General features: G+C 66.9%; 22 protein-coding genes and 1 tRNA gene. 12 read left to right on the forward strand and 11 right to left on the reverse strand.

Annotated features, from left to right (window positions below; all coding sequences use genetic code 11):
- Positions 1 to 22 precede the first annotated feature (22 nt).
- Positions 23 to 1,471 (reverse strand): TolC family outer membrane protein, encoded by a 1,449-nt coding sequence (locus M2332_RS14690; RefSeq protein ID WP_264574626.1) that lies wholly within the window; start codon positions 1,469 to 1,471, stop codon positions 23 to 25.
- A 20-nt stretch (positions 1,472 to 1,491) separates the two neighbouring features.
- Positions 1,492 to 2,145: a protein-L-isoaspartate O-methyltransferase family protein gene (locus M2332_RS14695; RefSeq protein WP_264574627.1), complete on the reverse strand. Its 654-nt coding sequence runs from the start codon at positions 2,143 to 2,145 to the stop codon at positions 1,492 to 1,494.
- A 200-nt stretch (positions 2,146 to 2,345) separates the two neighbouring features.
- Between M2332_RS14695 and M2332_RS14700 the strand changes: the two genes are divergently transcribed.
- Positions 2,346 to 2,419 (forward strand) — tRNA-Cys (locus M2332_RS14700).
- Between the two features lie 31 nt (positions 2,420 to 2,450).
- On the opposite strand, the gene M2332_RS14705 is transcribed toward M2332_RS14700, so the two are convergent.
- From M2332_RS14705 to M2332_RS14715, 3 genes are read right to left on the reverse strand one after another with little or no spacing between them, the layout of a single operon-like run.
- Positions 2,451 to 5,690 carry an error-prone DNA polymerase gene (locus M2332_RS14705; protein ID WP_264574628.1) on the reverse strand — a complete coding sequence of 1,080 codons (3,240 nt, stop codon included), beginning with the start codon at positions 5,688 to 5,690 and terminating at the stop codon, positions 2,451 to 2,453.
- Positions 5,687 to 7,261: a Y-family DNA polymerase gene (locus M2332_RS14710; RefSeq protein WP_264574629.1), complete on the reverse strand. Its 1,575-nt coding sequence runs from the start codon at positions 7,259 to 7,261 to the stop codon at positions 5,687 to 5,689. Before M2332_RS14710 ends, M2332_RS14705 begins: the two co-directional genes overlap by 4 nt.
- Positions 7,143 to 7,880: an ImuA family protein gene (locus M2332_RS14715; protein WP_264574630.1), complete on the reverse strand. Its 738-nt coding sequence runs from the start codon at positions 7,878 to 7,880 to the stop codon at positions 7,143 to 7,145. The genes M2332_RS14710 and M2332_RS14715 overlap by 119 nt, the downstream gene beginning before the upstream one ends.
- A 384-nt stretch (positions 7,881 to 8,264) precedes the next feature.
- Between M2332_RS14715 and M2332_RS14720 the strand changes: the two genes are divergently transcribed.
- The 3 genes from M2332_RS14720 to M2332_RS14730 are packed head-to-tail and all read left to right on the forward strand — an operon-like array spanning position 8,265 to position 10,597.
- Entirely contained in the window at positions 8,265 to 8,654 is a 390-nt protein-coding gene (locus M2332_RS14720; protein WP_264574631.1) for a nuclear transport factor 2 family protein, read from the forward strand.
- Positions 8,651 to 9,634, forward strand: coding sequence for a hypothetical protein (locus M2332_RS14725; protein WP_264574632.1), 984 nt, complete (start codon positions 8,651 to 8,653; stop codon positions 9,632 to 9,634). Before M2332_RS14720 ends, M2332_RS14725 begins: the two co-directional genes overlap by 4 nt.
- A gap of 3 nt (positions 9,635 to 9,637) precedes the next feature.
- Positions 9,638 to 10,597 (forward strand): hypothetical protein, encoded by a 960-nt coding sequence (locus M2332_RS14730; protein ID WP_264574633.1) that lies wholly within the window; start codon positions 9,638 to 9,640, stop codon positions 10,595 to 10,597.
- A gap of 48 nt (positions 10,598 to 10,645) precedes the next feature.
- Here the strand turns inward: M2332_RS14730 and M2332_RS14735 are convergent, their stop codons facing one another.
- On the reverse strand, positions 10,646 to 12,106 hold the full coding sequence (locus tag M2332_RS14735; RefSeq protein WP_264574634.1) for a sulfatase: 1,461 nt from the start codon (positions 12,104 to 12,106) through the stop codon (positions 10,646 to 10,648).
- A gap of 103 nt (positions 12,107 to 12,209) precedes the next feature.
- On the opposite strand from M2332_RS14735, the gene M2332_RS14740 reads away from it, so the two are divergent.
- Positions 12,210 to 13,151 carry a LysR family transcriptional regulator gene (locus tag M2332_RS14740; RefSeq protein ID WP_264574635.1) on the forward strand — a complete coding sequence of 314 codons (942 nt, stop codon included), beginning with the start codon at positions 12,210 to 12,212 and terminating at the stop codon, positions 13,149 to 13,151.
- Between the two features lie 66 nt (positions 13,152 to 13,217).
- On the opposite strand, the gene M2332_RS14745 is transcribed toward M2332_RS14740, so the two are convergent.
- On the reverse strand, positions 13,218 to 13,916 hold the full coding sequence (locus M2332_RS14745) for a pirin family protein (protein WP_264574636.1): 699 nt from the start codon (positions 13,914 to 13,916) through the stop codon (positions 13,218 to 13,220).
- A 125-nt stretch (positions 13,917 to 14,041) separates the two neighbouring features.
- On the opposite strand from M2332_RS14745, the gene M2332_RS14750 reads away from it, so the two are divergent.
- The 3 genes from M2332_RS14750 (at position 14,042) to M2332_RS14760 (ending at position 16,760) form a co-directional block, all read left to right on the forward strand.
- Positions 14,042 to 14,971 carry a LysR family transcriptional regulator gene (locus M2332_RS14750; RefSeq protein WP_264574637.1) on the forward strand — a complete coding sequence of 310 codons (930 nt, stop codon included), beginning with the start codon at positions 14,042 to 14,044 and terminating at the stop codon, positions 14,969 to 14,971.
- Positions 14,972 to 15,095: 124 nt separating this feature from the next.
- The gene (locus tag M2332_RS14755) at positions 15,096 to 15,983 is read left to right on the forward strand and encodes a hypothetical protein (protein WP_264574638.1); all 888 of its coding nucleotides are present in this window, start codon (positions 15,096 to 15,098) and stop codon (positions 15,981 to 15,983) included.
- A gap of 156 nt (positions 15,984 to 16,139) precedes the next feature.
- Entirely contained in the window at positions 16,140 to 16,760 is a 621-nt protein-coding gene (locus M2332_RS14760; protein WP_264574639.1) for a nuclear transport factor 2 family protein, read from the forward strand.
- A 36-nt stretch (positions 16,761 to 16,796) separates the two neighbouring features.
- On the opposite strand, the gene M2332_RS14765 is transcribed toward M2332_RS14760, so the two are convergent.
- From M2332_RS14765 to M2332_RS14775, 3 genes are all read right to left on the reverse strand, one after another.
- Positions 16,797 to 17,267 carry a nuclear transport factor 2 family protein gene (locus M2332_RS14765; RefSeq protein WP_264574640.1) on the reverse strand — a complete coding sequence of 157 codons (471 nt, stop codon included), beginning with the start codon at positions 17,265 to 17,267 and terminating at the stop codon, positions 16,797 to 16,799.
- Positions 17,268 to 17,297: 30 nt separating this feature from the next.
- Positions 17,298 to 18,632 (reverse strand): MFS transporter, encoded by a 1,335-nt coding sequence (locus tag M2332_RS14770; RefSeq protein ID WP_264574641.1) that lies wholly within the window; start codon positions 18,630 to 18,632, stop codon positions 17,298 to 17,300.
- Positions 18,633 to 18,782: 150 nt separating this feature from the next.
- On the reverse strand, positions 18,783 to 19,703 hold the full coding sequence (locus M2332_RS14775; protein ID WP_181558936.1) for a helix-turn-helix domain-containing protein: 921 nt from the start codon (positions 19,701 to 19,703) through the stop codon (positions 18,783 to 18,785).
- Positions 19,704 to 19,918: 215 nt separating this feature from the next.
- On the opposite strand from M2332_RS14775, the gene M2332_RS14780 reads away from it, so the two are divergent.
- The 4 genes from M2332_RS14780 to M2332_RS14795 are packed head-to-tail and all read left to right on the forward strand — an operon-like array spanning position 19,919 to position 23,895.
- Positions 19,919 to 21,412, forward strand: coding sequence for an aldehyde dehydrogenase family protein (locus tag M2332_RS14780; protein WP_264574642.1), 1,494 nt, complete (start codon positions 19,919 to 19,921; stop codon positions 21,410 to 21,412).
- Positions 21,405 to 21,836 carry a DUF3237 family protein gene (locus tag M2332_RS14785; RefSeq protein WP_181558938.1) on the forward strand — a complete coding sequence of 144 codons (432 nt, stop codon included), beginning with the start codon at positions 21,405 to 21,407 and terminating at the stop codon, positions 21,834 to 21,836. The genes M2332_RS14780 and M2332_RS14785 overlap by 8 nt, the downstream gene beginning before the upstream one ends.
- A gap of 2 nt (positions 21,837 to 21,838) precedes the next feature.
- Positions 21,839 to 22,291: a DUF3237 domain-containing protein gene (locus M2332_RS14790; protein WP_264569668.1), complete on the forward strand. Its 453-nt coding sequence runs from the start codon at positions 21,839 to 21,841 to the stop codon at positions 22,289 to 22,291.
- Positions 22,292 to 22,293: 2 nt separating this feature from the next.
- The gene (locus tag M2332_RS14795; RefSeq protein WP_264574643.1) at positions 22,294 to 23,895 is read left to right on the forward strand and encodes a GMC family oxidoreductase; all 1,602 of its coding nucleotides are present in this window, start codon (positions 22,294 to 22,296) and stop codon (positions 23,893 to 23,895) included.
- A 15-nt stretch (positions 23,896 to 23,910) separates the two neighbouring features.
- On the opposite strand, the gene M2332_RS14800 is transcribed toward M2332_RS14795, so the two are convergent.
- The gene (locus M2332_RS14800; protein ID WP_264574644.1) at positions 23,911 to 25,584 is read right to left on the reverse strand and encodes an FAD-dependent oxidoreductase; all 1,674 of its coding nucleotides are present in this window, start codon (positions 25,582 to 25,584) and stop codon (positions 23,911 to 23,913) included.
- Positions 25,585 to 25,634 lie beyond the last annotated feature (50 nt).

Below are 25,634 nucleotides of genomic sequence, written 5' to 3' on the forward strand. Positions count from 1 at the left end.
GCCCCCATCATGGTTCCTGCGCTCAGTTGGTGTCTGAAGCGTTTACTGTCGCGTTTTGGGCGGCAGAGTCAACCGTGCGGGACGAAATGGGCGCCGGCTTGGCGTCATCGTCCCAGTCGAACCACTTGCCCTTCACGCGATGGAAGTTGTCGGCGGGGTTGATCACCTGCTCGGGCGCGATGCCGAAGTCCGTCGGGTTGATCCGGCCCATCGCGGCCAGCAGCGAGAACGCCGCGACATAGGCATTGCGCTCTGCCGTCACGAGCTGGACGCTGGCGATGAAGCTTTCCTGCTCGGCGTTCAGGATATCGAGGATGGTGCGGGTGCCCACGCTGTTTTCGGCGCGCACGCCGCGCAGCGAGAGGCCGCTCGCATCCACCGCCACGCGATTGGAGGCGATCACTTCGTTGCTCGCCTGCCAGCTCGAATAGAGCGAGCGGGTCTGCGCGATCACGCTGCGCTCGACGGCGGTCTCGGTTTCCATCGCCTGCTGCTGATAGGCTTGGCTCTGGCGGACCTGCGCGCCGGGCCGGCCGCCCTGATAGAGCGGCATGGAAAGGCGCGCGCCGACGATCACCTGGCCGCTGTCCTGCGCCTCGTTGGCGCCGCCGCGGGAGGCGAGATCGGTATAATGCTGGCCGCTGGCGAAGGCGGAGACCGTCGGCAGCCGCTGGCCCTTGGCGACGCGCACGTCATAGGCCGCGGCTTCGCGGATGTTGCGGGCCGCCAGCAGATCGGGATTCTGGGCCATGGCGACATCGACGGCTTCGTCGGGCGTCGCGGGCAGGCCGGGCAATTGCGGCGGGGTCTGCAGGTCGACCGGCTCGTGGCCGACCAGCTGGATATAGCGCTCGCGCGCCTCGATCAGCGAGGCTTCGGCCGTCTGCATGTCCGCGCGGGCCAGCGAAAGGCGCGACTCGGACTGGGCGACGTCCGTGCGGGTGAGATCGCCCACCTGGAAGCGATTGTTGGTCGCCCGCAGATTGACCTCGAGCACCTGCACATTGTTGCGGCTGAGGCCGACGACGGACTCCGCGCGGATCACGTCCATATAGGCCGCCACCACCTGCGAGAAGATGGAGAGCTCCGTGGCGCGCAGATCATATTGCCCGGCCTCGATCCGCTCGCGGGCGCCGGCCAGCGCATTGCGCACCCGGCCGCCGGAATAGACCGGCACGCTCACGCTCAGCAGCGTGGTGAGCGAGCGGGAGGGCGCCAGCGGATTGAGCGGGCGCTCATGAGCGAACTCGTTATAGGTGGAGGAGACGCCCACATCCGGCAAGCCATTGGCCTTCTGGATGTTGAAATTCTCGTCCGTCGCCCGCTGGCCGGCCCGCGCCGCGGTCAGCGTCGGATTGTCCCGATAGGCCGCGGCCAGCGCTTCCTGCAGCGTCTCGGCCTGGGCGGGGAGGGTGCTGGTGCTCAGCAGAGCGGCGAGCATCGCGAGGGGCTTGGTCCGGCGGATGAGCATAAGCGGTCGAGGCTTCCGGGTCAGAATGTGAAGGTCTTGGGCCGGGCGAAACCGGGCAGGGGCACGGCCTCCCAATCCACGAAGGCACGGGCGCCAAAGCCGCCGGTGGTGCGCGTGCCGATGCACAGGCGCGTCACGCCGCGCTCCAGCCGGGCGAACACCGCGCGGCCACCGATGCGCACTTGCGCGACGAGCGCCTCGTCCAGCTCCTCGATGGCGCCATCGACGAACAGCAGATCATAAGGCGCGCCCTGTGCGAAGCCGGCGGCCAGAGGTCCCTGCTGCAGCGTAACGCCGGCATGACCGGCCAGCGCGGCCTTGGCGTGGGCGAACAGCGCGTCATCGTCCTCGATCGCGACCACAGTGCAGCCAAGCCGCGCGAGCAGCGCCGCCGCATAGCCGGTCGCCGCGCCGACCAGCAGCACCTTCTCGCCCGCGCGCGGGGCGGCTTCGACCAGCAGGCGCGCGGTGGCGAGCGGCGGGTTGAGCGCCCGGCCATTGGCCAGCGGCACGGCCCGATCGATATAGGCCGCGCTGCGCCGCTCCTGCGGCAAGTAAAGTTCGCGCGGTTCGGCGAGGATCGCTTCGAGGATCACAGGATCGTTGACGTCGCTGGTGCGCAACTGGCTTTCCACCATCGCACGGCGCATCGCCTTGAAAGTCTGCTCGGTCATAAGCTCCCTGATGACATGGCTGTATTGTATGAGCAATACAGTAATTGGCTTTGCCAGCCTCTCTAGCTTTTTTGCACCGCACAGTGAAAAGTTTTTTAATGCCCCTACGCAGTCTGCGCACCTGTCCCGTCCGTCACGGCGCAAAGCAAGTTGCGTTGCCGAATGAATTGAGCTAGCCGCGCTCCCTCGACCACCCCCGAGGCCCGATGGCGGAGTGGTGACGCAGCGGACTGCAAATCCGTATACGCCGGTTCGATTCCGGCTCGGGCCTCCAGCACTTCACACACACATGCCCCAAACGGGCCTCAGTGGAAGTCGCGCGACTTTGGTAGAATTCTGACATTGCGGGGATGGCCATTGAGGCGGGGGCGCTGGGGATTGCGGATCTCGTCGCCGCGCGCGGTTTGCGGGGCCATGGGGGGATGATCGGCAAGGTCATCGAGCATCGCCGTGCGGTCGATCACCCGCCGGACCATCAGGTGGACCACGCCTTCCTTGCTCTTCTGGATTTCACCCTCGATCAGCATCAGGCGCGCGGCCATCACGGCGCGGCGCTGCTTGTCGAGATCGCGTGCCCACAGCAGCGCGTTGACGATCCCCGTTTCATCCTCGATCGTGATGAACACGGCATTGCCCTTCCCGGGCCGCTGCCGGGTCAGGACCACGCCTGCGACGCGCGTCCTGCGGCCATCGGGCAGCGCATTGGCGGCCGCGCAGGATCGCACGCCTTCGCGGGTCAGCGCAGCGCGCAGAAACTGCATCGGATGCCCCTTCAATGACAGGCGCGCGGTCTGGTAATCGGCCACCACTTCCTCGGAGAGCGGCATGGCGGGCAGGCGCGGATCGGCTTCGCGGCCGAGTTCCGGCGCATCGGCAAAGGCGAACAGCGGCAGCTGAGTGGGCGGCGTGCGACGCACCTCCCACAAGGCATCGCGGCGCGACTCCGCCAGCGCGCCAAAAGCATCGGCATCGGCCAGCTTGCGCAAGGCTTGGGGAGGCAGGCTGGCCCGCCGGGCGAGATCTTCGATAGAAACGAACGCGCCGTCCTGCCGGGCCTGTGCGATCGTGTCGGCCCATCCCTGCCGGAAGCCGTCGATGCGTGAAAATCCCAGCCGCAGCGCCAGCGCACTGCCGGCCGGTCCTTCCAGCGTGCTATCCCACTCGCTGGCATTCACGTCGATCGCACGGACCTCCACGCCATGCTCCTGCGCATCGCGCACCAGCTGCGCGGGCGCATAAAAGCCCATTGGCTGGCTGTTGAGCAGGGCGCAGGTGAACGCGGCCGGATGGCGGCATTTGAGCCAAGATGAGACATAAGCCAGCCATCCAAAGGCCTGGGCATGGCTTTCGGGAAAGCCATATTCGCCAAAACCCTCGATCTGTTGATAGCAGCGTTCGGCAAAGTCCCGCTCATAGCCGCGCGCCACCATGCCTTCGACCAGCAGGCTCTGGTAATTATGCACCGTCCCGTGATGGCGGAAGGTGGCCATGGCGCGCCGCAACCCATCGGCCTGGGGCGGCGTGAACTTGGCCGCCACGATGGCCAGCTTCATCGCCTGTTCCTGGAATAGCGGCACGCCCAATGTCTTGCCCAGCACCTCGCGCAGCTCGTTTGGATCGTTCGGCGGGGCAGGGCTGGGGAAGACCACGGCCTCCTCCTTGTTACGACGGCGCAGATAGGGATGGACCATGCCGCCCTGGATCGGGCCGGGACGGACGATCGCCACCTGAATGACCAGATCGTACAGCTCCTTGGGCCTCATCCTTGGCAGCATGGCGATCTGCGCGCGACTTTCGACCTGAAAGGTGCCGATGCTGTCACCGCGCTGGAGCATGGCGTAGGTTGCCTTGTCCTCGCGCGGCACCGTGGCCAGGGTCAGGTCCGCGAGGCCATGCGTGCGCAGCAGGTCGAAGCTCTTGCGGATGCAGGTCAGCATCCCGAGTGCCAGCACATCCACCTTCATCAGGCCCAGCGCGTCGATATCGTCCTTGTCCCATTCGATGAAGGTGCGATCGGGCATGGCGCCATTGTGAATGGGCACCAGTTCGTCGAGCCGGCTCTCGGTCAGCACGAATCCGCCGACATGCTGCGAGAGATGGCGGGGATATTCGAGCAGGCGCTCAACCAGCGTGCGCAGCCGGCCGACTTCGGGATTGTCAGGATCAAATCCGGCCTCCTCGATCCGCGGGGAGGGCACCCGGCTGCCGCCGGGCGAGCCCCAGATGGTCGAGGCGATCCGCGCGGTCACGTCCTCGGTGAGGCCCAGCGCCTTGCCCACTTCGCGGATCGCGCTGCGCGGACGGTAATGGATCACCGTGGCGGCAATGCCGGCCCGCTCGCGGCCATAGCGGGCATAGATATACTGCATGATTTCCTCGCGGCGCTCATGCTCGAAATCCACGTCGATATCGGGTGGTTCATGGCGCTCTTCCGAGAGGAAGCGCGAGAACAGCAGCTTCTCCCGCACCGGATCAATCGGGGTGATGCCGAGGAAATAGCAGACCAGCGAATTGGCCGCGCTGCCCCGGCCCTGGCACAGGATCGGCTGCTCGAGGCTGCGGGCGTGGCGCACGATATCGTGCACGGTGAGGAAGTAATAAGCGTAGTTCCGCTTGCGGATCAGCGCATATTCCTCATCCAGCACCTTTTGGTATTTTTCGGGCAGGCCATCGGGAAAATATTCGCGGCCACCCTCCTGCACCAGATGTTCCAGCCAGGCCTGCGGTTGCCAGCCTTCGGGCACCGGTTCGTGCGGATATTCATAGCGCAGGTCATCGAGCGTGAAGGCGATGCGCGAGAGGATGTCCGTGCTGGCCGTCACCGCTTCGGGGCACGTGCGGAACAGGCGGGCGATTTCGGCAGGGGGTTTGAGATGCCGTTCGGCATTGGCCAGCAGGCGGCGGCCCGCCGCAGCGATGGTCGTGCCTTCGCGAATGCAGGTCAGGATATCGTGCAGCGGTCGCGCATCGGGATGATCGTAGAGCGCATCGCACGTGGCGAGCAGAGGCACGCCGCAAGCCGCGCCCAGCGCCTGGGCTTGCGCCAGCCGCCGCGCATCCGCGCCGCTGCGCTGCATGGTCGCCGCCAGCCACACCGCGCCGGGACGCGCCTCCGTCAGTCGCTCCAACAGGCTCCGGTCACGCCCGGTGGCGATCAGCAGCAGGTCGTCGGCATGATCGAGCAGATCCGGCAGATTGAGCGTGCAATCACCTTTTTCCGCGCGGCGGTTGCCCAGCGTCAACAGCCGCGTCAGCCGTCCCCAGCCCTGGCGGGTGGCGGGATAGGCGACGATATCCGGCGTTCCATCCGCAAAGACCAGCCGCGCGCCGACGGCGAGGCGAAAACCGGTGGCAGGCCCCCCGATCTCCCGCCAGGCCACGTGCGCGCGCACCACGCCGGCCACCGTGTTGCGATCCGCAATGCCCAGCCCGGCCATGCCCAGATGATGGGCCTGCGCCACCATATGTGCGGGATGCGAGGCGCCGCGCAGGAAGCTGTAATTGGTGGCCGCGACCAGCTCTGCGAAAGGGGGCGGGTCGCTCATGCGAACAGCCCGTGGAGATACCAGTTCGGATCGGGCTTTTCATCATAAAGCCCGTGGCGGAAGATCCAGTAGCGTCGCCCGCGCACGTCCTCGATCCGGTAATAGTCCCGCGTCAGCCCTGCCTTGCCAGGGGCTTCGCCGCCCTTGCGCCGCCACCATTCGGAGGCGATCCGCTCGGGCCCTTCGTAGAGCCGCACCTCGTGCAGCCTGCGTTTCCAGCGGAAACGATGCGGCGGGCCGTCCGGCACTTGCGCGATCACCTCCACCGGCTGCGGCGGATCGAACAGGAACAGCGGCCGCAAGGGCGGCTCGCCCGCCGGGGGCCTGGGCCATGGAAGGGGCGCACGGGCGTGGATCGCCGGCAAGGCCAGCTGCGCCTGTTCGGGAATATGGCTGTCCTGCGGCTCAAGGCGACACAGGCTGGCCGGCCCCAGGCGGGTGCTCAACCGGTCGATCAGATCGGCCAGCGCGCCGGCATCCTGCTCGCTGCCATCCAGAGCCGGCTGGCTGGTGCCGAGCGGCTCGGTGACGGGTAGGAACAAGGTGATGCGGTCATAGCCAAAGCCGGGGTCGAGCGGGTCGGCCAGCGTGCCGATGCGCTCGTCGAACAGGCGCAGCACCGGCGCCGGATCGCGCGTGGGCAGACCGGTCTCGATTGCCAGCCGATGGCGCGCCCCATCGCTGCGGAACAATGTCAGGACAAAGCGCCGGCCACCCAGTCCGCGCTCATCGAGTGTCCGGGCCGCCTCGCGCAGCAGGTCGAGAAAACAGGCGGCAATGCTGGCCTGCAAGGCAACCGGCTCGGCAAAACGGCGCTCGAAATGGAGCGGCTCGGGCTGTGCGAGCGGATCGATCGGCGCCTGTTCCTCGCCCAGCAGGCGGCGCAAGGCAGTCACCGCGTCCGCCCCGAATCGCGCGGCGATGCTGGCGGCGGCCCGCGACGCCAGATCGCCGATGGTCTTTAGCCCGGCGCGGCGCAATGCGAGCGTCGCCTCTTCGTCCAGCCCCAGCGCCAGCACGGGCAGCGCCCGCAGCGCCTCCCGCTCGCTGGTGACGGGCAGGCGGGCATGACGGGCCAGCGCCTGCGCGCCCTGCGCGGTAGAGGCTGTGGCCATGCGCACGCTCATGCCAATCGCGGCGAAGGCATCCTCGGCCTGCGCGGCCAGGCCTGCCTCGCCGCCGAACAGATGGTCGCTTCCCGCAATATCCAGCGTTATCCCATCGGGCGGGGCGAGGGTGACATGCGGCGACCAGGCGATGCAATGCCGGGCCAGCCGCTGCAGCCAGTGACGGTCGGCCTCTTCGTCCATGTCGGCCACGATGAGGTCGGGCTGCAGCGCGCGGGCATCGGCCAGCGTCTGGCCCGGCGAGATGCCGAGCGCGCGGGCCTGCGCATCGACGGCGCACAGCCGCAATGCGCCCTTGATCTTGGCGACGAGAACCAGCGGCCCGTCAGGCTGCCCGCCGGTCCCCGCGCTGTCGATCCCCTGCTGAATCCGCAGCCTTTCTGTGGGCAGGAGCGGAAACCACAGCGCCAGATAGCGCCGCTTCACGGAACAAGCGTCGGTCACGGTCCCACTCCAGCCGCCAGGAAAGGCCGCAAGGGCCGGAACGTTGGCGCAGCAAGGTCACATCGAAGGTCGGCAGTCCGGGCGCATTGCCCGGCAGCGCGAGCGAAGGTGCGGCGGCCACCTGCCAGCGGGTCTGTGCCGCGCTGGGCACGGGCGGCGCGTCCGGGCGCAGCAGCAACAATGTCACGCCGGATTTCTCTGCCGCCAAAGTCAGGCGGCGGCTGGCGGTCAGGTCCAGCGCGGGCATCGGCCCCCAGCCTTCCACCACGACTGCGCTCAGGCCAGAGCAGCGCAAGGCATCCACGGCCGCACGCAGCAGGTCCATGCCGTCCCTGACGGTGCCGATCAGCCCCAGGCCGGGGGCGCCGCCCAGTTCGGCCCAGCCATGGCCCTGCGCCACGCCGCCTTTTCGGCTCGCCTGTCGCTCGCGGAGCCACAGCACCTTGCCCTCGGCCTCGCTCAGACCTGTCGCCAGCGAGACGACGAAACCCGCCGCTGCCGCGACATCGTCCACCTCTGCGGCATAGACTTCATGCACCCGCCCGCGCGCCAGCCCGCCGCCCAGCAGCGTATCGATCGCAGCGATGCCGAACGCCTTTCGGGAGGGGGCATCCGGCATCGCGTGATCGCATGAAAGGGCAGGGGCGAGTCTCATATGTTCCTATTATGTTCTTATTCTGAGCAGGGTCAAGGGATCGTTCCGGCAGTTTGTCCGATCGCGGCCCAAGCCACTGGAGTCGAACGATCATTGGACGCCTGCGACAGAGTGTCGCAAAGGCGGTTCCTCGCCGGGCATTTCGCTTGACAAGGCAGCCCTGCAGAACGGAATAAACTACAACGACGTATCACGATTTATCCGCTGCCCATGCGGATGCTGCGCGTCATGAGGGGGAGGTTACAGGGGATGCGGTTCAGGTCAGCCGTCGGCAAAGCGCTTATGCTTGCTCTGTTCGGATCGCTCGCCCAAACGGCTGTGGCGGCCGAGAATTGCCCGTCGCCGGGCATGACCAAGGCCGATTTCGAGCGCTATTTCCTCTGTTTCAATGCGCGCGATTATGCCTGCTTCACCAGCTATTACGACCCCGATGTCGTACTGGTGAAAGGCGGCAAATGGCCCGATCTCAAGGGGCGCGATGCCATCATCGCCTTCTATCGCGATGTCGATGCCCGTGGGCTGCAGGAGCAAGTCACCCCGCACGCCATCGAGGTGCAGCCGCAGGGCGCGACGGTCGATCTGGAAGCGCATTTCCAGGCCACCAGCGACTGGCCGGACTTTGGCTCACGGCCCCTGAAGGCGGGCGATGACTGGCGGTTGCGCGGCGTGCTGCTCTACGAGATTCCATGCGGCAAGATCACCCGCATCCGGCCCCGCCCGCGTCCCGTGCAGCCATGATCGCGCGTCCCATTCGTGCGCTGGCCATGATGGCCGCGCTCCTGCTCGCCGCCCCGGCGATGGCTGCCGGACCTGCTGCACCGGCGGCCTGTGACCGCACCTGCCTCACCGAGATTATGGACCAATATCTGGCCGCCATGGTCGCGCGCGCACCCGCTCGGGCGCCGATGGCAGTGCAATATCGCGCGACCGAAGATGCGCAGGAGGTCCGTCTCGGCGCAGGCCTGTGGCAGACGGCGACCGGCCTCGGCACCTATCGCATCGACCTCGCCGATCCGGTGAGTGGCACCGTCGGCTATATCGGCGAGGTGCTTGAAGGGGAGGCCAAGGTCACCATCGCGCTGCGTCTCAAGGTGGCGGATCGCAAGATCACCGAGGTGGAGACGATTCTCGGGCGCGGGCGGGTGCCCGGCTCGTCGATCGTGCCGGCGCCGCGCGCGTCGTTCGGCAATATCGTTCCGCCCGCCGAGCGGCTGACCCGCCAGCAGATGATCCAAACGGCCAATGCCAATTTCGACGCGCTGCTCGCGGCCGACGGCTCCCCCTATGCGGAGGATTGCCAGCGCATCGAGAACCGCATGGCGATGAGCGGCAATGCGGAGCTCAACTATCCCATCGGCACGATCCCCGGCGTGCCCAAGCCGCATTTCGGCAGCATGGGCTGCGGCCAGCAGATCAGCCTGCACCTGTTCGACCAGCTCGACGCGGTCGAGCCGCGCCGCTTCCTCCTGCTCGATGAAGAGAAGCAGCTCGTCTTCGGCGTCTATGTCATGCGCTGGTACAAGAAGGGTCGGTGCAACGAGATCCCCGGCTATGGCACCATCTGCCATGACAAGCCGCGCCAGCCGGTCTCGCTGCTCAATGCGGAAATCCTCGGCGTGCGCGGCGGCAAGATTCACGAGGTCGAGGCGATCTTCAAATTCGCGCCTTATGAGGCCGACAGCGGCTGGCAGGGCGATCTGCGCGACGGAAAGGACTGACGGATGATCCGCTTTGCACGGCGTGCTACCGCCCTCGCGCTGCTGCTTTTCCCCGGCTTGCCGACGCTGGCACGGGAGGCCGCGCCGCCATGCGACCGCGCCTGCCTCTATGCGCATGTGGACCGCTATCTCGCCGCCGTCGAGCAGGGGACGTCCGCCGGTCTCGATCTCGCACCGGACTTTCGCGCCACCGAGAATGGCGTGCCGGTGGCGCCGGGCGAGGGGCTCTGGCAGACGACGGATGGCTATAGCAGCTACCAGGCACGCGCCGCCGATGTGGCCGCCGGGCAAGTCGCGGTGCTGGGGGAGGTGAAGGAGGGCGACAAGACCGTCGGCTATGCCACGCGCCTCAAGATCGTCGCCGGGCGGATCGCGGAAGCCGAGACGGTGATCGGCCGGTCATTCGCGCCGCAGCATCCCTCCATGCCGACCGAGGTCAGAGCAGGCCTGCGCACCATCGTGCCCAAGCGCGAGCGCCTGTCCCGCGCCGAAATGATCGCACTGGCCGACCGGAACTTCGACAATATGCTGCGTAACAAGGGCGATCATTTCGCGCCGGATTGCCAGCGGATCGAAAACCGGATGCCGATGAGCGGCAACCCGCAACTGGCCTATCCCATCACACCCATTCCCGGCAAACCCCTGCCGCATTTCGGCAGCATGAGCTGTCAGGCGCAGGTGGAGGCGCATCTGTTCGACACGCTCGATAAGGTCGAGCCGCGCCGCACTCTGGTGGTGGATGAGGAACAGCAGGTGCTGTTCGGCGTGTTTTCCCTGCGCTTTTATGGGCGGACCGAATGCAACGACATTCCGGGCTATGGTCGCACCTGCCCCGCCAAGCCGAGGGGGCCGATGTCGCTGCTCAGCGGCGAGATGCTGGGGATGCGGGGCGGCAAGGTGCGCGAGGTCGAGCTGATCTTCACGCGCCTGCCTTATGAGGCCGGGCAGGGCTGGGCACCCTGAGCGGACGGGGCCGCAGGACACCCGAGCCTGCCTACCCCGCCACGCCCGTCAGCGCGGCTTGACGCTATTCTCCATCTTGGCGCCGAAGTGATCGGCCAGATCCTTGCCGGTGAAGCCATGGGTTGATGAATCCGGGTCGAGCGGCAGCATCTGGCTGTCCCATGCATCATAGGCCGCCTTCACCTGCGCCATTTTCTCCGGCATCCGGTCCTTCAGGTTCGCCCGCTCCATCGGATCGTCGACCACGTTGAACAGGAAGCTGTTCTGGAGAATCTTCAGATACTTCCAATCGCCCATGCGGCAGGCCTGCTGGTCCAGATTCTTGTAGCGCCAGCACAAGGTCCGCTCGCTCTTGCTGGAGGGGTCGGCGAGATAAGGCAGCAGATTGATGCCGTCGCTGGGATAGGCCGGGTCCGGCGCGCCGCCCGCCGCCGCGAGCAGGGTCGGCAGCCAGTCCATGGACATCATCACCTGATCGCTGGTCACCCCGGCAGGCACATAGGCCGGCCAGCGCACGATCGCGGGGATGCGAAGGCCACCTTCCAGCAACTCGGTCTTGCGACCCGTGAACGGCCAGGTGTCCGCAAAGCGCTCGCCGCCATTGTCGCTGGTGAAGATGACGATGGTATCGTCCGCGATACCAAGGTCGTCCAGCCGCTGCAGAATGCGCCCGACCTGCATGTCCAGCCGCATCACCATCTGCGCATAGATGCGCTGCGAGCCGCCGTCATAATGCATCAGCGCCGTCGGCTTGCCATCGGCATCCAGCCTGATGGCCTCGGCCTCGTCGCCCGGCCCCTCCCAGGGCCAGTGCGGCGCGTTGACGTGCAGCGAGATGAAGAAGGGCTGGTCGCCCTGCGCGGCGGTGCTGATCGTCTCCAGCGCGCGCTCGGCCAGAAGATCTGTGAGATAGCCTTTCTCGAACACCTCGCGGTCATCGTCCCACAGGTCGTGGCGCCCGGCATATTTGTGCGTGAAATAGTCCACGCCGCCGCCCCGGAAGCCCCAGAAATGGTCATAGCCGCTTTTGAGCGGGCCATATTTGGGCAGGGCGCCCAGATGCCATTTGCCGATCAGGGTTGTCCCATAACCAACCGCCCGCAGCAGCGACGGGAGAGTAGGATGCTCGGGCGGCAGGCCGACAGGGCGCTGAGCGAGCGGCTCCTCAAGGCCGATGGGCAGGCGGTTCTGATAGCGCCCGGTGATAAGGCCCGTGCGCGTCGCCGAACAGACGGCGGAATTGGCATAGCCTTGCAGGAAGCGCATCCCGTCGGCCGCGAGGCTGTCGATCGCCGGGGTTTCATAGTCCCGCCGGCCGTAGCAGGAGAGGTCGGCATAGCCCATGTCGTCGGCCATGATGAACAGGATGTTCGGCTGCTTGCCCCGATTGCCCGATGTCTTTTTGGGCCGCGCGGCCCGCGCCGTGGAACTGGCGCCCACCATGCCGGCGCCGATAACGCCCAAAGATTGGCCGAGCACGCTGCGGCGAGTCACATCAAGGTCGGTCAACTTGGGTCTCCGTCTGATTTTCGCTCATGTGGCAGCGATTGAACGGGCGAGGCAACAGATGTACGGGCAATGGCATTTATAACGCACAGGTTATGGCTGAATGATGAGTGCCCTGCAAAGCCTGCCATTTACCCTGCGCCAGCTGGTGATCTTCGAGACGCTTGCCGAGACACGCAGTTTTGCCGGCAGCGCCGACTTGCTGGGCATTTCCCAGGCGTCGGTGAGCAGCCAGTTCAAGGCGCTGGAAGCGCAGCTCGGGGTCGCGCTGATGGCCCGCAGCGCGGGGCGGCGGCCAGAACTCACGCCCGAGGGCGAGCGCTTCCTCGCCGACTTGAGGATATTTTCCAGCGCGGCCGATCAACTGGCGGCACACCGTCTGCGCAGGCCCGGCCCCCGCGAGATCGTGCGCTTTCGCATCCTGCTGGGGCAGGGCCTCGCCGATCATTATGTGCGGCCAAGACTGGACAGGTTTCTGGCGGCCCACCCCCACATCGTTCTGGAGTTCGATACCCGCATTCCCAGCCACGAATCGACGCTCGCGGCGAGCAGTGGCACCTATGACTTCGTGCTGATCCACCAGCCAGCCGATGAGTCCGTGGCGGAAGCGATGCGGTCGCTGGGGCGGGTGTCGGGCGGCATCTTCGGCAACCGCAAACTGGCCTCAGGCCGCGAGGTGCCGCTTTCACCGGAAGAGGTGGCGCGCTTGCCCTTTGCCTTGCCGTCCGGGCGGGATGACGGGGCGGAGCAGCGCCTGCGCCGCAAGCTGGCATCCTTTGGCGTGCAGCCCACCAACATCGTGGCGCGGGTGCAGTTTTTCGATGTGATCATCGCCATGGTGGCGCGCGGTCAGGCGGTCGCCAACCTTCCTGCCGCGATGATTCCACCGGATATGCGGGGTAGGATCGTGCGGCTCTTCCCACTGCATGACTGGCGGCTCGTCTTCCATCGGCGGGATGGCGAGGCGCAGGCGGACCGGGATGCGGTCGAGCGGCTGTTGCTGGAGAGCGTCGTCAAGAACCGCGCTTATGGCCTGATGCCCGATTGAGGCGCAGCGTCGCGGACAAGCGAACGCCGCGCTGCCGGTGGGTTCGGCAGCGCGGCGTTCCTGCGGTCAGATCACGTCCACGAGAACGATTTCGCTGTCCTCGATGGCCGTGATGCGCAGCACGTCCACATCGCTGATCGCGGCGCCGTCACGTGCATTCACTCGCACGTCCTCGATCTGCACGGCGCCGGTGGCCGGCACCAGATAGGCCTTGCGGTCCTTGCCGAGCGGATAGTCCGCCGTCTCGCCGGCACGCAGGGTCGCGCCCAGCACGCGGCCATCGGTGCGGATCGGCAGGGCGTCCTCATCCTCGGTATGGCCCGAGGCCAGGGTGACGAACTTGCCCGAGCGCTCGCCCTTGGGGAAAGGCTTGGCGCCCCATTGCGGCGGCTCGCCCTCGCGGGTGGGGATGATCCAGATCTGGAAGATCCGCGTGGTCACATCCTCGAGATTATATTCCGAGTGGCGGATGCCGGTACCGGCGCTCATCACCTGCACGTCGCCCGCTTCCGTGCGGCCGACATTGCCCAAGCTGTCCTGATGGGTGATCGCGCCCTCGCGGACATAGGTGATGATCTCCATGTCGCGGTGCGGATGGGGCGGGAAGCCCGTCTGCGGCGCGATGGCATCGTCGTTCCACACCCGCAGGCTGCCGAAGTGGACCCGCGCAGGATCATGATAGCCGGCGAAGGAGAAGTGGTGATGGGCATCCAGCCAGCCATGGTTGGCGGCGCCGAGGCTGTCGAAGGGGCGAAGGTCGATCATCATATGTCTCCTTGTCAGAGGGAAGGTCGCGGACGTTCTGTCCGGCGTTGGAGACTGATTTAGGGCTTGTGAGCTTTGTTGTTCAGTGGGATAAAATAGACCATTATGTTCGAGAAAGTTGAATAGTGAGCGCCCCCGGCACGCCAACGCTCGACCAGTTGCGCATCTTCCTGGCGGTGGTGGACAGCGGCAGCTTCGCGGCGGCGGGGCGGCGGCTTAATCGCGCGGTTTCGGTGATCAGTTATGGCATCGCCAATCTGGAGGCGCAGCTTGGCCTGACGCTGTTCGAGCGGGAGGGGACGCGCAAGCCGGAGCTGACCGTTGCCGGCCGGGCGCTGCTCGCCGATGCCCGTGCCGTCGCCCATGGCGTGGACGGGCTGCGCGCCCGCGTCAAAGGCCTGCTCGATGGGCTGGAGGCGGAAGTGGATCTGGCCGTCGACGTCATGCTGCCGGCCGAGCGGCTGGGCGCGGTGCTGCGCGCCTTCGCGCGCGAATATCCCACCGTCCAGCTCCGCCTGCATGTCGAGGCGCTGGGCGCGGTCCTCGCCATGGTGCGGGAGGGGCGGGCGATGATCGGCATTTCCGGCCCGCTCGCCATCGGCGCCGATGGTGTGGAGTGCGTCGCGGCGGGCTCGGTCCCGCTGGTGCCGGTCGCCGCGCCCGATCATCCGCTAGGCCAGATGGCGCAGATCGCACCGGGTGCCGGGCGCGATTATACCCAGCTCGTGCTCACCGACCGCTCCCGCGCCACCGATGGGCAGGATTATTCGGTGCTGAGCCCCAAGACCTGGCGGCTGGCCGATCTGGGCGCCAAGCACGCCCTGCTGTGCGAGGGCGTCGGCTGGGGCAATATGCCGCTGCCGATGGTGGAGAGCGATCTCGTCGCCGGCACGCTGGTGCGCCTCGCCATGCCCGATCATCCGGGCGGAACCTACCGCTTCGCCGGCATCTGGCGCCGGGATACGCCGCCCGGCCCGGCGGCTGAATGGCTGATCGCGCAGTTCGTCGAACAGGGGCGGGCCGATGCGGCGCTTGCCGGGATGATCGATCTCTGAACCCTGCCGCATCGGGGTGCGCGCACCGGCAAGTTCCTGCGCAAACAATCGGCTAAGGGCGGCGAGCGTCACCGGACGAGCGGTATGGAAGCCCGACCGGCGTTACAGGAGAGGATGTCTGCGCATGGACAGAGCCGCTTTGCTGGCATTGCTGGATGAGACCGTCGCGTCTCTGGGCGCCAATGATCCCCAGCGCTTAGCCCTCGCGCCCCGTTTGCGCTATACCGAGAACAGCGTCGAATTCCCCTTTGGCGATGGCGCCTGGAAGACCGTGACCGGCATCGGCGAGTATCGCTGGGATGTGGTGGACGTGCGCACCAGCAATGCCGCGCGCTTCGGCGTGCTGGAGGAGAGCGGCGACAAGGCGCTGTTCGTGCTGCGGATCGCGGCGCTGGAAACCGGCGCGCTCGCCGAGATCGAGCTGCTGGTGGCGCGCGCGACGGACAGCGGCGTTCCCTTCCTCAACACCGATCCCGCGCCGCGTCCGGAACTGACCGAGCCGGTCCCGCCCGCCTCCCGCACCGAGCGGGCACGGATGCTCTCGCTGGCCGATGGCTATTTCTCCACGCTCGAGCAGAATGACGGCACGCTGCACACCCGCTTCACGGCCGATTGCGAACGGCGCGAAAATGGCGTGCAGACCACGCACAATCCCCAGCCCGATCTGGCGCCGGTCGCCAAGATGGGCTGCGAGGAGCAGTTCCTGCTCGGCTATTACCGGTTCGACAACTGGATCCGCGCGCGGCGCTATCCGCTGGTGGACGAGGAGCAGGGCGTGGTCCTCTGCGGCGGCTTCATCGACCATGACGGGCAGACGCGCGACTATCAACTCACCAATGGCGAGACGCGCACCGGCTTTTTCCTGCGGCCGCACAGCTTTGCCTATCTGGAAGCCTTCAAGATCCGCGACGATGCCATTTCCGCCGTCGAAGCGGTGTTCCACTTCGTGCCCTACCGGATGCGCTCGCCCTGGGCCCAGGACGAGCGCGATCCGCGGCTGGCGAAGGCCTAAGCGGATGCCACCTGATCCAAATACACTCGTCACCCCGGGCTTGACCCGGGGTCCCGCTTTACTGCTGGCCGAAGCCCGAAGGCAGCGGGACCCCGGGTCAAGCCCGGGGTGACGACGGCGAATATCTGAGTCCAGCAACCTCCAAGGAGCACCCCCATGTCCGATGATGTCTCAGCCCTGCGCGAGGAACTGGCGCGTTTGCGGTCCGATCTGACGGCGCTCGCCGCCCGCGCCGACAAGGCCGATCATTATGTCGAGATCTGCAATCTCCAGTGCGCTTATGGCTATTATGTCGACAAGGGCCGCTGGGACGATGCGGCCAGGCTGTTCGCCGAGGATGGCACGCTCGAACTGGCCGGGCGCGGCGTCTATGTCGGGCGGGAGCGGGTGCGGGAATATCTCCACCATCTGCCGCCTTATGGTCCTGGCGTGCTGTACAATCACATGCAGCTCCAGCCGGTCGTTCACATCGATTGCGCGGCCGGCACCGCCAAGGCGCGCTGGCGAACCTTCATGATGGTCGGCGGCGTCGGACGCGAGGCGCGCTGGGGCGAGGCAACCTATGAGAACAGCTACAAGATCGAGAACGGCAAGTGGCGGATCGCGCAGCTGCACGGCTATATGAACATCTATACCGAATATGATGAAGGCTGGCATCGCGGCGGCGTGCAACTGCTGCGCTCGATCGACGGGCTGCAGCCCGATCTGCCGCCGACGATGCAGTATGAATCCTACCCCGAGCCGGTGATCGCGCCTTACCATTATAAGGAGGTGTAGGGCGACCCAGGCCACCCGCGCGCTGCCGCTCGCCGCTCAGTCGGTGGGCGGCGTGCGCTTGCTGTTGGGATCGAATTTGAGCATCTCCACGCTCTTGAGCGCCGGGTCCCAATGCTCGGCGATCATGCCATTTTCGATCCGGAACAGGTCGAACCAGCTCGTCACATAAGGCTGCCCCTCGGCATCCTTCTCGGGCCGCTCGAACACGCACATCACCATGTCCCGCTCCGCGATCATGTTGACCAGCGGCAGCATGATCCGCTCCTCGATTTCGCGGACCGGGCGCGAGCCCTTGATGAAGTCGACCAGCGGCTGGCGGCCGGAAGCGACATTGGGGTTATGCTGGATATAGCCCTCGGCGATGAACTCGGCGGCCCGGTCGGCGTGGCCTGCCTGCAGCACGGTGCGGTACATGTCCCAGACGAGGCGCTTGTTGGCCGCGAGTTGGGGATCGGCGCTCTGCAGCAAGGCCAGCTGGGCGTCGCGATCGGTAATGGCCTGACTCATGCGGGTCTCCGTTGCAAAATGAGGGCGCGGTCAATGCGCCGTGGCGGTCGCCTGCGCCGCGCGGTGGTTGGTGCGCGCCGCAAGATACAGCATCAGCCCGCCGAGCAGGAAGAAGATGGCGAACAGGCCGATGGCATAGCGCAGGCCCAGGGCCGAGGCCGCCGCGCAGGCCGATCCCTGAACCTGTCCGGCGGCCCCGGCGCACTGGGTGGCGAACTGGCTCCCGCCATAGATGAAGCTGGAGGCCATGTCGCTAACCACGCCGACCGAGGGCGGTCCCAGTCCCTGACCGAACAGATGGACCATCAGCAGGAAGACCGCCGATCCGGTTGCCCGGCTGAAGCTGTCCAGCGAGCCGTGCAGGGTCGCGATCGCCGGTCCCATCGCGGTGTAGAAGGAGAAGGAGCCAACGAGCATCAGCGGAATGGCGATGAACAGCATGTTGCTGCTCAGCCCTGCCAGGAAGATCGGCACGCCGATCACGGTGCCGAGCGCCGGGAAGCCAAGCAGCCAGCGGGCATCGCGCCGGGCCATATGCTCGCTGCCATAGCCGCCGAGCAGCGTGCCGAAAAAGGCGGCAATGCCCGAGACGATGCCGAAGACCAGCCCCGCCTGCGCCGCATCCAGCCCGAAATTGCGGGAGAAGAAAGCGGGCAGGAAGGTGTTCACGCCGAAGGCCCCGAGGCTGATGAAGGCAAGCCCGGCGAGCACATAGCGGATGCTCTTGTTGCCCAGCAGAAGCCGCACCACCTGCCAGGTGCCGAGCTTGCCCGATCCGGCAGCAGCAGGCGGCACGCTGCGCTCTGGCTCATGCAGGCAGAAGAAGCAGAGCAGGGCGATCAGTCCGCCCATCACGCCGAAGAACATGAATGTGTCGCGCCAGCCGAAATGCTCGGCAATGGCGCCGCCCGCGAACGATCCGACCAGAGCCGCCACCGGCACGCCGAGCATGTAGAGCGACAGGGCCGAGGCGCGCTTTTCCGGCGGCACCATGTCGGAGATCATCGAGTGCGGCGGCGCCTCGGTCGCTGCATTGCCCGCCGCCATGCCGCAGCGGCACAGGAAGAGCTGGAAGAAGCTGACCGTCGCGCCCGCCAGTGCCGTGAACACCGAGGCGAGCATCAGGAAGCTCGCGGTCACCCGCGCGCGATTGTAACGTTCCGCCAGGCGCGCGATGGGCACGCTCGCAAAGGCGTTCACCACCGCGAAGGCCGTGCCGCCGAGCAGGCCGATCTGCAGATCGCTGAGCAGGAACTCGGCTTTGATCTTCTCGGCGATCAGCGCGATCATCACGCGGTCGAGGAAGCCGAAGGCGTTGATCGAGGCGAGCAGGATCAGGGCGACGGTGAGCTGTCTTCTGGTCACGTTTATCTGTTCCCGGGTGGCAGGCCTGCGATCGGCAGGCATCGAGCGGCAGGCCTATCGGGATAGACCCTCAGCGCGACATGCCGATTGGATGGGAGCGCATGGACCTGACTGGTCGTGCTCGCGATCGCGATCCCCCTTCCGGGCCGTTCAGTGCAGCGAGAAGAGATTGCGATAATCGCGCGGCGTGAGGCCGAAGCGCTGTTTGAAAGCCCGGCTGAAATGCTGGGAATCGCTAAAGCCCCAAAGGTGGGCGATCTCGGTGATGGAGCGGCGGGCGAGGGCCGGGTCGACCATCTCCTCGCGGCAGCGCTCCAGCCGCCGGTCCCAGATGGCGCGGGCAATGGTATAGGCCTCACCCTCGAACAGCTTGTGGATCGAGCGGCTCGACATGCTGAAATCCCGCGCGATGCGGGCGATGCTGAGGTCCGCATCGGCCAGATGCCGGTCGACATATTCCAGGATCGCCCGCCGCCGGCTTTCGCGCGGGTCGGGCATGGTCAGCACGTCATCGGCATGGATGGTCATGTTGACCAGATGGGCGATCTGGTCGCCGAGCAGCTCGCGGTCCTGCATCCGCAGCGTGTTGCCGGTCATGACTGAGGCGCTCACGCTGGCATGGAGAATCTGGGCGGGCCCGCGCAGGAAGCTGCGGGGCTTGCGCCAGCGGTCCAGGCTCCAGCGGGGCGCAGCGAGCAGGCTGCACGGCACCGTCACTGCCAACTGGCGGCACTGGTCCGGCGCGTCGATGGTGTAGGGCACGTCCTTGCGCAGCGCGCACCACTGGCCGGCCTGCACATCATTGTAGAGTCCGCCCTGGCTGATCCGGGCGGCGCCTTCTTCCTGGAATAGCAGCTTCATGGTCGGTGGCGATCGCCGGTCGGCCATGTCGGGCAGAACAAGCCGGTGACTGCCCAGCGAAACGATGCAGAAGCGGAGCGCGCCAAAATCGCCGCCGCGCAGCGACGCCTCGCGATCGTCCGCAAATTCGATGTGGGGCGCCTGCGTGACGGCACACCATTGCCGGCTGCGCTCGACGCGGCTCGATGCCTTTGTGGTGAAGATGTGCATCCCCGTGGCTCCTCTCGCATCCTGGCCGGGGTCTTGCGCCCTCGGTCCGGCTTCTGCGCACGCTAGACCCCATATCGGGGCCTGTCCAGCAGACCGCCGCACTGTTGATTTTGTCTCCAGTGCGGCGCTGGTCAGAAAGATGCGTCGCGAGACAAGTTTGCTCGAAGGCGCGCTGATAGCAGGGGCCTCAGCCGCATCATGGACATGTATTTGAGATGACGTTGAAAGTGCCATTGCCCCTTGCCGCCGAGGCGCGTCATTTCATTGGCGGCGCATGGACGCCCCCTGCTGCCGGCGACCGGCTGCCGGTGGAAAACCCCGCGACCGGCGCGGTCTTTGCCGAGGTCGGAGCGGGGACTGCGGCGGATATCGATCAGGCCGTGCAGGCCGCCGAATCGGCGATGATTTCAGCGCGCCGCACGCGCTGGACACCCGCCCAGCGGCAGGATGCCCTGCTGGCCTTGGCGCAGGCGGTGGAGCGCCATGCCGAGGAGTTCGCGCTGCTCGAAACGCTCGATACCGGCAAGCCGATCAGCAACAGCCGGCGCGTCGACGTGCCCGGCACGGCCGCGACCTTGCGCTATTTCGCCGGCTGGGCGACCAAGCTCACCGGGGAGAGCATGGAGCTTTCCCAGCCCGGCGAGACGACGGCGTATACGCTGCGCGAACCGGTCGGCGTGGTCGGCCACATCATTCCCTGGAATTATCCGTTGATGGGCGCGGCGTTCAAGCTCGGCCCCGCCATTGCGGCGGGCTGCGCGGTGGTGCTCAAGCCGGCGGAGCAATCCTCGCTCTCCGCGCTCAAGCTGGCTGAACTGGCTGTGGCTTGCGGCGTTCCGCCGGGCTTCTTCAATGTCGTGACCGGCCTTGGTCCGGTCGTGGGCGCGGCGCTGGTCGATCATCCCGGCGTCGCTAAGATCAGCTTCACCGGATCGACGGCGACCGGCACGCAGATCGCGGCCGACTGCGCGCGGCAGATGAAGCGGGTGACGGTGGAACTGGGCGGCAAATCGCCGGTCATCGTCTTTGCCGACGCCGATCTCGATGCCGCCGCGCGCGCCATCGCCATGAACATCTTCTTCAACAGCGGGCAGACCTGCTCGGCCGGCTCGCGCCTGTTCGTGCATCGATCCGTCGCCGATGCGCTGGTGGAGAAGATCGCCCGCATCGGCGCGGCGATGACGATCGGCGATCCGCTCGATCCCGCGACCCAGCTCGGGCCGGTGATCACGCAGGCGCAGCGGGCGCGGATCATGGGCTTTGTCGAGGGCGCCCTTACACAGGGCGCCAGCCGCGCGGGCGGCGACATCGCCTTGCCGGCGCAGGGTTACTATGTCGCGCCGACGGTGCTCGGCTCCGTTCAGGCCGGCATGGCGGCGGTGGATGAGGAGATTTTCGGTCCCGTGCTGTGCGCGATCCCCTTCGACACCGACGATCTGGACGAGATTGCCGCGCTGGCCAATGACAGCCGTTATGGCCTCTCCGCCTATGTCTGGACGCGCAGCCTCTCGCGGGCGCATGGCATGGTCAGTCGCCTCCGGTCCGGGACCGTGCGAGTGAACAGCAGCGCTGGCGACATCGCGATGCCCGCGGGCGGCGTCAGGCAATCCGGCTTCGGCCGCGAAAATGGGAGAGCCGGGGTGGAAGCCTATACCGAACTCAAATCCGTGACGATAGCGCACGATCATCAGGCCCGCGATCATGGCTGAGGCAAGCAGCGCGCCCGTGCCCGGCTTCGCGCCGGCCTTCCGCATGACACCGATGCGCGCCTTCCCGGTGACGGTCGGCGAGATCGCGACCGGTGGCCAGCGCAGCTATGTGTCCATCGGGGGCGGCACCTTCGTAGGCGAGGGGCTTGAGGGCCGGCTGGTCGGTGGCAGCGAGATGCATCTACTGCGCGCCGATGGCGTCACGGTGGTTGAAGCCTCTTATTATGTCGCCTTCAGCGATGGCAGTTTCGCCCGCTGCTTCGGCAATGGCTATCGCACCCGCGCGCCGGATTTCGAGGGGCTGCGGCTCGCTTTGCTGTTCGAGGCTGCCGAGGATGGTGGCGTCGCCCATCTGGCGCGGCTGGCGTTCGTTGCCGAGCAGGCCGAGGGCAGCCCTGTCCTCAACATCGAGAGGATCGTCTGACCATGCGGCTGGAATTCGCTCTGGAAATGCGCATCGGCCTTGGTCCGCGCATGCATATCGAGGTGGCGCAGGGCTACACGCGCGGTGCGGTGCTGATCGGCGAGGGCAGCTTCTCCGGCCCCGGACTCTCGGGCCGGATCGTCAAGGGCAGCGGCGGCGACTTTCCGCTCGTGCGCCCCGATGGCGGCGGGCGGTTCGAATCGCAATATCTGCTGGAGACGGACGACGGCGCCCATATCCTCAAGCGCAGCACCGGCGTGCGCAGCGCCCCGCCGGAGGTCGTCAAGGCCCTGCTGGCGGGCGAGCAGGTCGATCCGCAAAGCTATTATATGCGCATGACGCCGCGCTTCGAGGCGCCCGCCGGCCCCTATGACTGGCTGAACCGCACGATTTTCGTCGGCGTCGGCCAGCGCAATCCGGAAGGCTCCATATTCCGGTTCTGGAAAGTCGTCTGAGCGTGGACCGGTTCGATTACATCGTCGTCGGCGCCGGCTCGGCGGGCTGCGTGCTCGCCGCCCGCCTGTCCGAAGATCCCCGCAACCGCGTGCTGCTGCTGGAAGCCGGCGGCAGCGACCGGCGGCTGGACGTGCGCCTGCCGCTGGCAGTCTCCAAGCTGTGGCCCAATCCGGCGCTCACCTGGGGCTTCATGTCGGAGCCGGAGGCGGAGCTGGACGGCCGCCGCCTGCCGGTCGCGCGCGGACGGATGCTCGGCGGCACCTCCTCGCTCAACGGCATGATGGCGATCCGGGGGCACAAGGCCGATTATGATGGCTGGCGCGATACCGGCCTCACTGACTGGGGCTGGGATGATGTGCTGCCCTGGTTCCGCAAGCTGGAGCGACACTGGCGCGGCGATACGCCCGAACATGGCGGCAGCGGGCCACTGAGCGTCGAGCCGCATCCGGCGCCCAGCCCGCTGATGGCCAATGTGCTGGAGGCGGCCCGATCGCTCGGCTACCCGATCACGGAGGATTTCAACGGCCCGCGAACCGATGGCTTCGGCATGCCGGATTTCACGACGCGCAACGGTCGCCGCGCCAACACGTCGGAGGCCTATCTGCGCCCTGCGCTCGGCCGACCCAATCTGGAGGTGCGCACCGGCGCCGTGGCGACGCGCGTGCAGCTGCGTGATGGCCGGGCAATCGGCATCGAGGTTTCACGCGACGGGCGACTGGAAGAGATCCTGGCCGAGCGCGAAGTGCTGCTGGCCGGCGGCGCGATCAACGCGCCGCAATTGCTGCTGCTCTCGGGCATTGGGCCGGGCGACCATCTGCAGGAGATGGGCCTGGATGTCGCCGTGGAAAGCGGCGAGGTCGGCGCCAATCTGCAGGATCATCCCGGCGCCGGCATGGAGTTCGATCTCGATCCTGCGCTGGCCTTCGATCGGGAATTGCGCTTCGACCGGCTGACCGGCTCGTTCCTGCGCTGGGTGGCAGGGCGCAAGAGCATCATGGGCGCGCCGCCGCTCGCCGCCTCCGCCAATGTTGCGACCGGTGCCGACCCGGATGTGATCGACATGCATTTCCTGCTGATCCCGCTCTCCATGTTCTCGCGGGTCTGGTTCCCCGGCGTGGCCCGGCCGTTCGGGCCGCGCATGGGGGCGATGTGGTCGCTCAATTATCCCAAGAGCCGTGGCTGGCTGAAGCTCGGCTCGCCCGATCCGCTGGCCCATCCGCGCATCGCCTTCAACCTGATGAGCGATCCCGAAGACCAGCGCGCCATGCTCGGCGGCTATCGCGGCCTCGAGGCGCTCATCCGTCAGCCGGCGCTCGCCAAGGTGGTGGGGCAGATGCGGCGGCCGGAGCGGCCTTTGCTGTCGGACGAGGAGGTCATGGCCTATATCCGCGAGACAGCGGCGACGGCCTATCACCCGAGCGGCACCTGCCGCATGGGCAGCGATGCGCAGGCTGTGGTCGACGGGCGCCTGCGGGTGAATGGCGTGGACGGGCTGCGGGTGGTCGATGCCTCCATCTTCCCGCGCCTGCCCGGCGGCAACACCAACCTTCCGGTCATCATGGTCGCCGAGCGCGCTGCGGACTTCATCAGACGCGGAGAGTAGCCGCATCCTGCCGGATCACTCGGCCGGTTCCCTCTCCAGCGGCTGCTCATCGCCAATGTAAAGCAGCGCGCCCTGATCGAGCAGGCGCTGCTGCACGGCACGCACGTCCACCTCTCGCGGCGTAACGCCCGCGCGCACCGCAAGGCTGGCCGCCGCACCCGCCGCCTCGCCCATGGACATGCAGGTCGCCTGATCGCGCACCGCGCCGAGCGCCGCGAAGGTAGCAGACACGCAGCGCCCCGCCACCAGCAGGCCCTCAACGCCCTTGGGCAGCAGGATGCGATAGGGAATGTCGTACGGCGCCTTGAACGGTGAGGCCACGCCGTCGCCCCACAGGCCCGTCACCGAATGCAGGTCCGGCCCGCGCGGCCCGCCCTTGGCGATCACGTCGGGGAAGCGCCGCCCTGCCAGCACATCATCCTCGGTGAGAATATAGTCGCCGACGATCCGCCGGCCTTCGCGCGCGCCGCCGGTGGGGGATTCCATGACGATATAGGCCTCCTCGAAGCCGGGGATGCGCTCGCGCAGGAAGTTGAGATACACCCGGTTGAGCTTGCGCCGATAAATCAGCGACTTGCTCACCTCTTCCTCATTGGTGTGGTCGTACCAGACCTCGTACACGCCGGACATCATCTGCCCGTCGCGCATCTTGCCGTGGCGGAAGATGCCAATGCTGCCAAAGCGCGGCGGCGGATAGACCGGCTCGGTCGCGCCATAGAGCAACGGCACCTTGCCGGCCTTGATATACTCCACCCATTCGCGGTCCAGCCCGGCCGGGAGGGGGACATATTTGCCATCCACCTTGGGTGCCGTCGCCTTGCCCGGGATCGGGCCGCCCGCTGCGGGAGAGAGGCGCAACTTGGGAATGCCGCCGGCCGCGCGAATGCGGTCCACCTCCTCCCAATCGGTCGGCTGGGCCATGGGCTCGGCGTAGAGCGTCTCGCCCTTGAGCGACTTGTAGGTGTTCACCGGCCGCCCGCCGCCCATCAGCGCGGAGCGCTCGCGGTCCAGCTCGGCGCGCTCTTCTTCGCTCAGCAGCGGCTGGTTGCGCAGATAGTCGATCAGCCGGTCGACATCGATGCCGCCGATCTGCATGTCCATCGATCCGCCATGATGGCGCCCGTCTTCCTCGCGGCCATGGTGGAAGGGCGCGCCGGCCCAGGCGGCCACGTCGGCATCGGCGGAGGCGTCGATCACCACATCGGCCAGCACCACCTGACCGCCGGACTTGTTGCCGATGGCGACGCCCGTCACGCGCCCGTCCTCCACCAGCGTGTCGAACACCACGGTGTTGAAGAGAAGCTCGACGCCGGCCTCCTCCATCATTTCATCGAGCAGGCTGGTCATCATCACGGAGTCGGTGGGGTGCCGCGCAATCGGGCTACCCTCCGGCGCGCCGCCCATGGCCTGGATGCGGTGCAGGATCTCCAGCGAGATGCCCTTCACCACCGGCGTGCCGATGCCCTTCTCGATGATATAGCCATTGATCCCGATACCGCCGATGCCGCCCCCGGTCATCATCCCGCCCAGATAGCCGACCCGCTCGATGAGCATCACTCGCGCACCATTGCGCGCCGCGCTGAGCGCCGCGACACAGCCGGCAGGCCCGCCGCCGACGACAACGACATCCATCGCCTTCGCCGGTGCCAGCGCGGCCATAAACCGCTCGTTCTTCCTCTCGACGGCCATGCGCTCTCCTCCGCTCCTATTATGAAGCGCGAGCATATCCTGAGAAAGAT

This window comes from Sphingobium sp. B11D3A, from assembly GCF_025961695.1.
GTDB lineage: Bacteria > Pseudomonadota > Alphaproteobacteria > Sphingomonadales > Sphingomonadaceae > Sphingobium.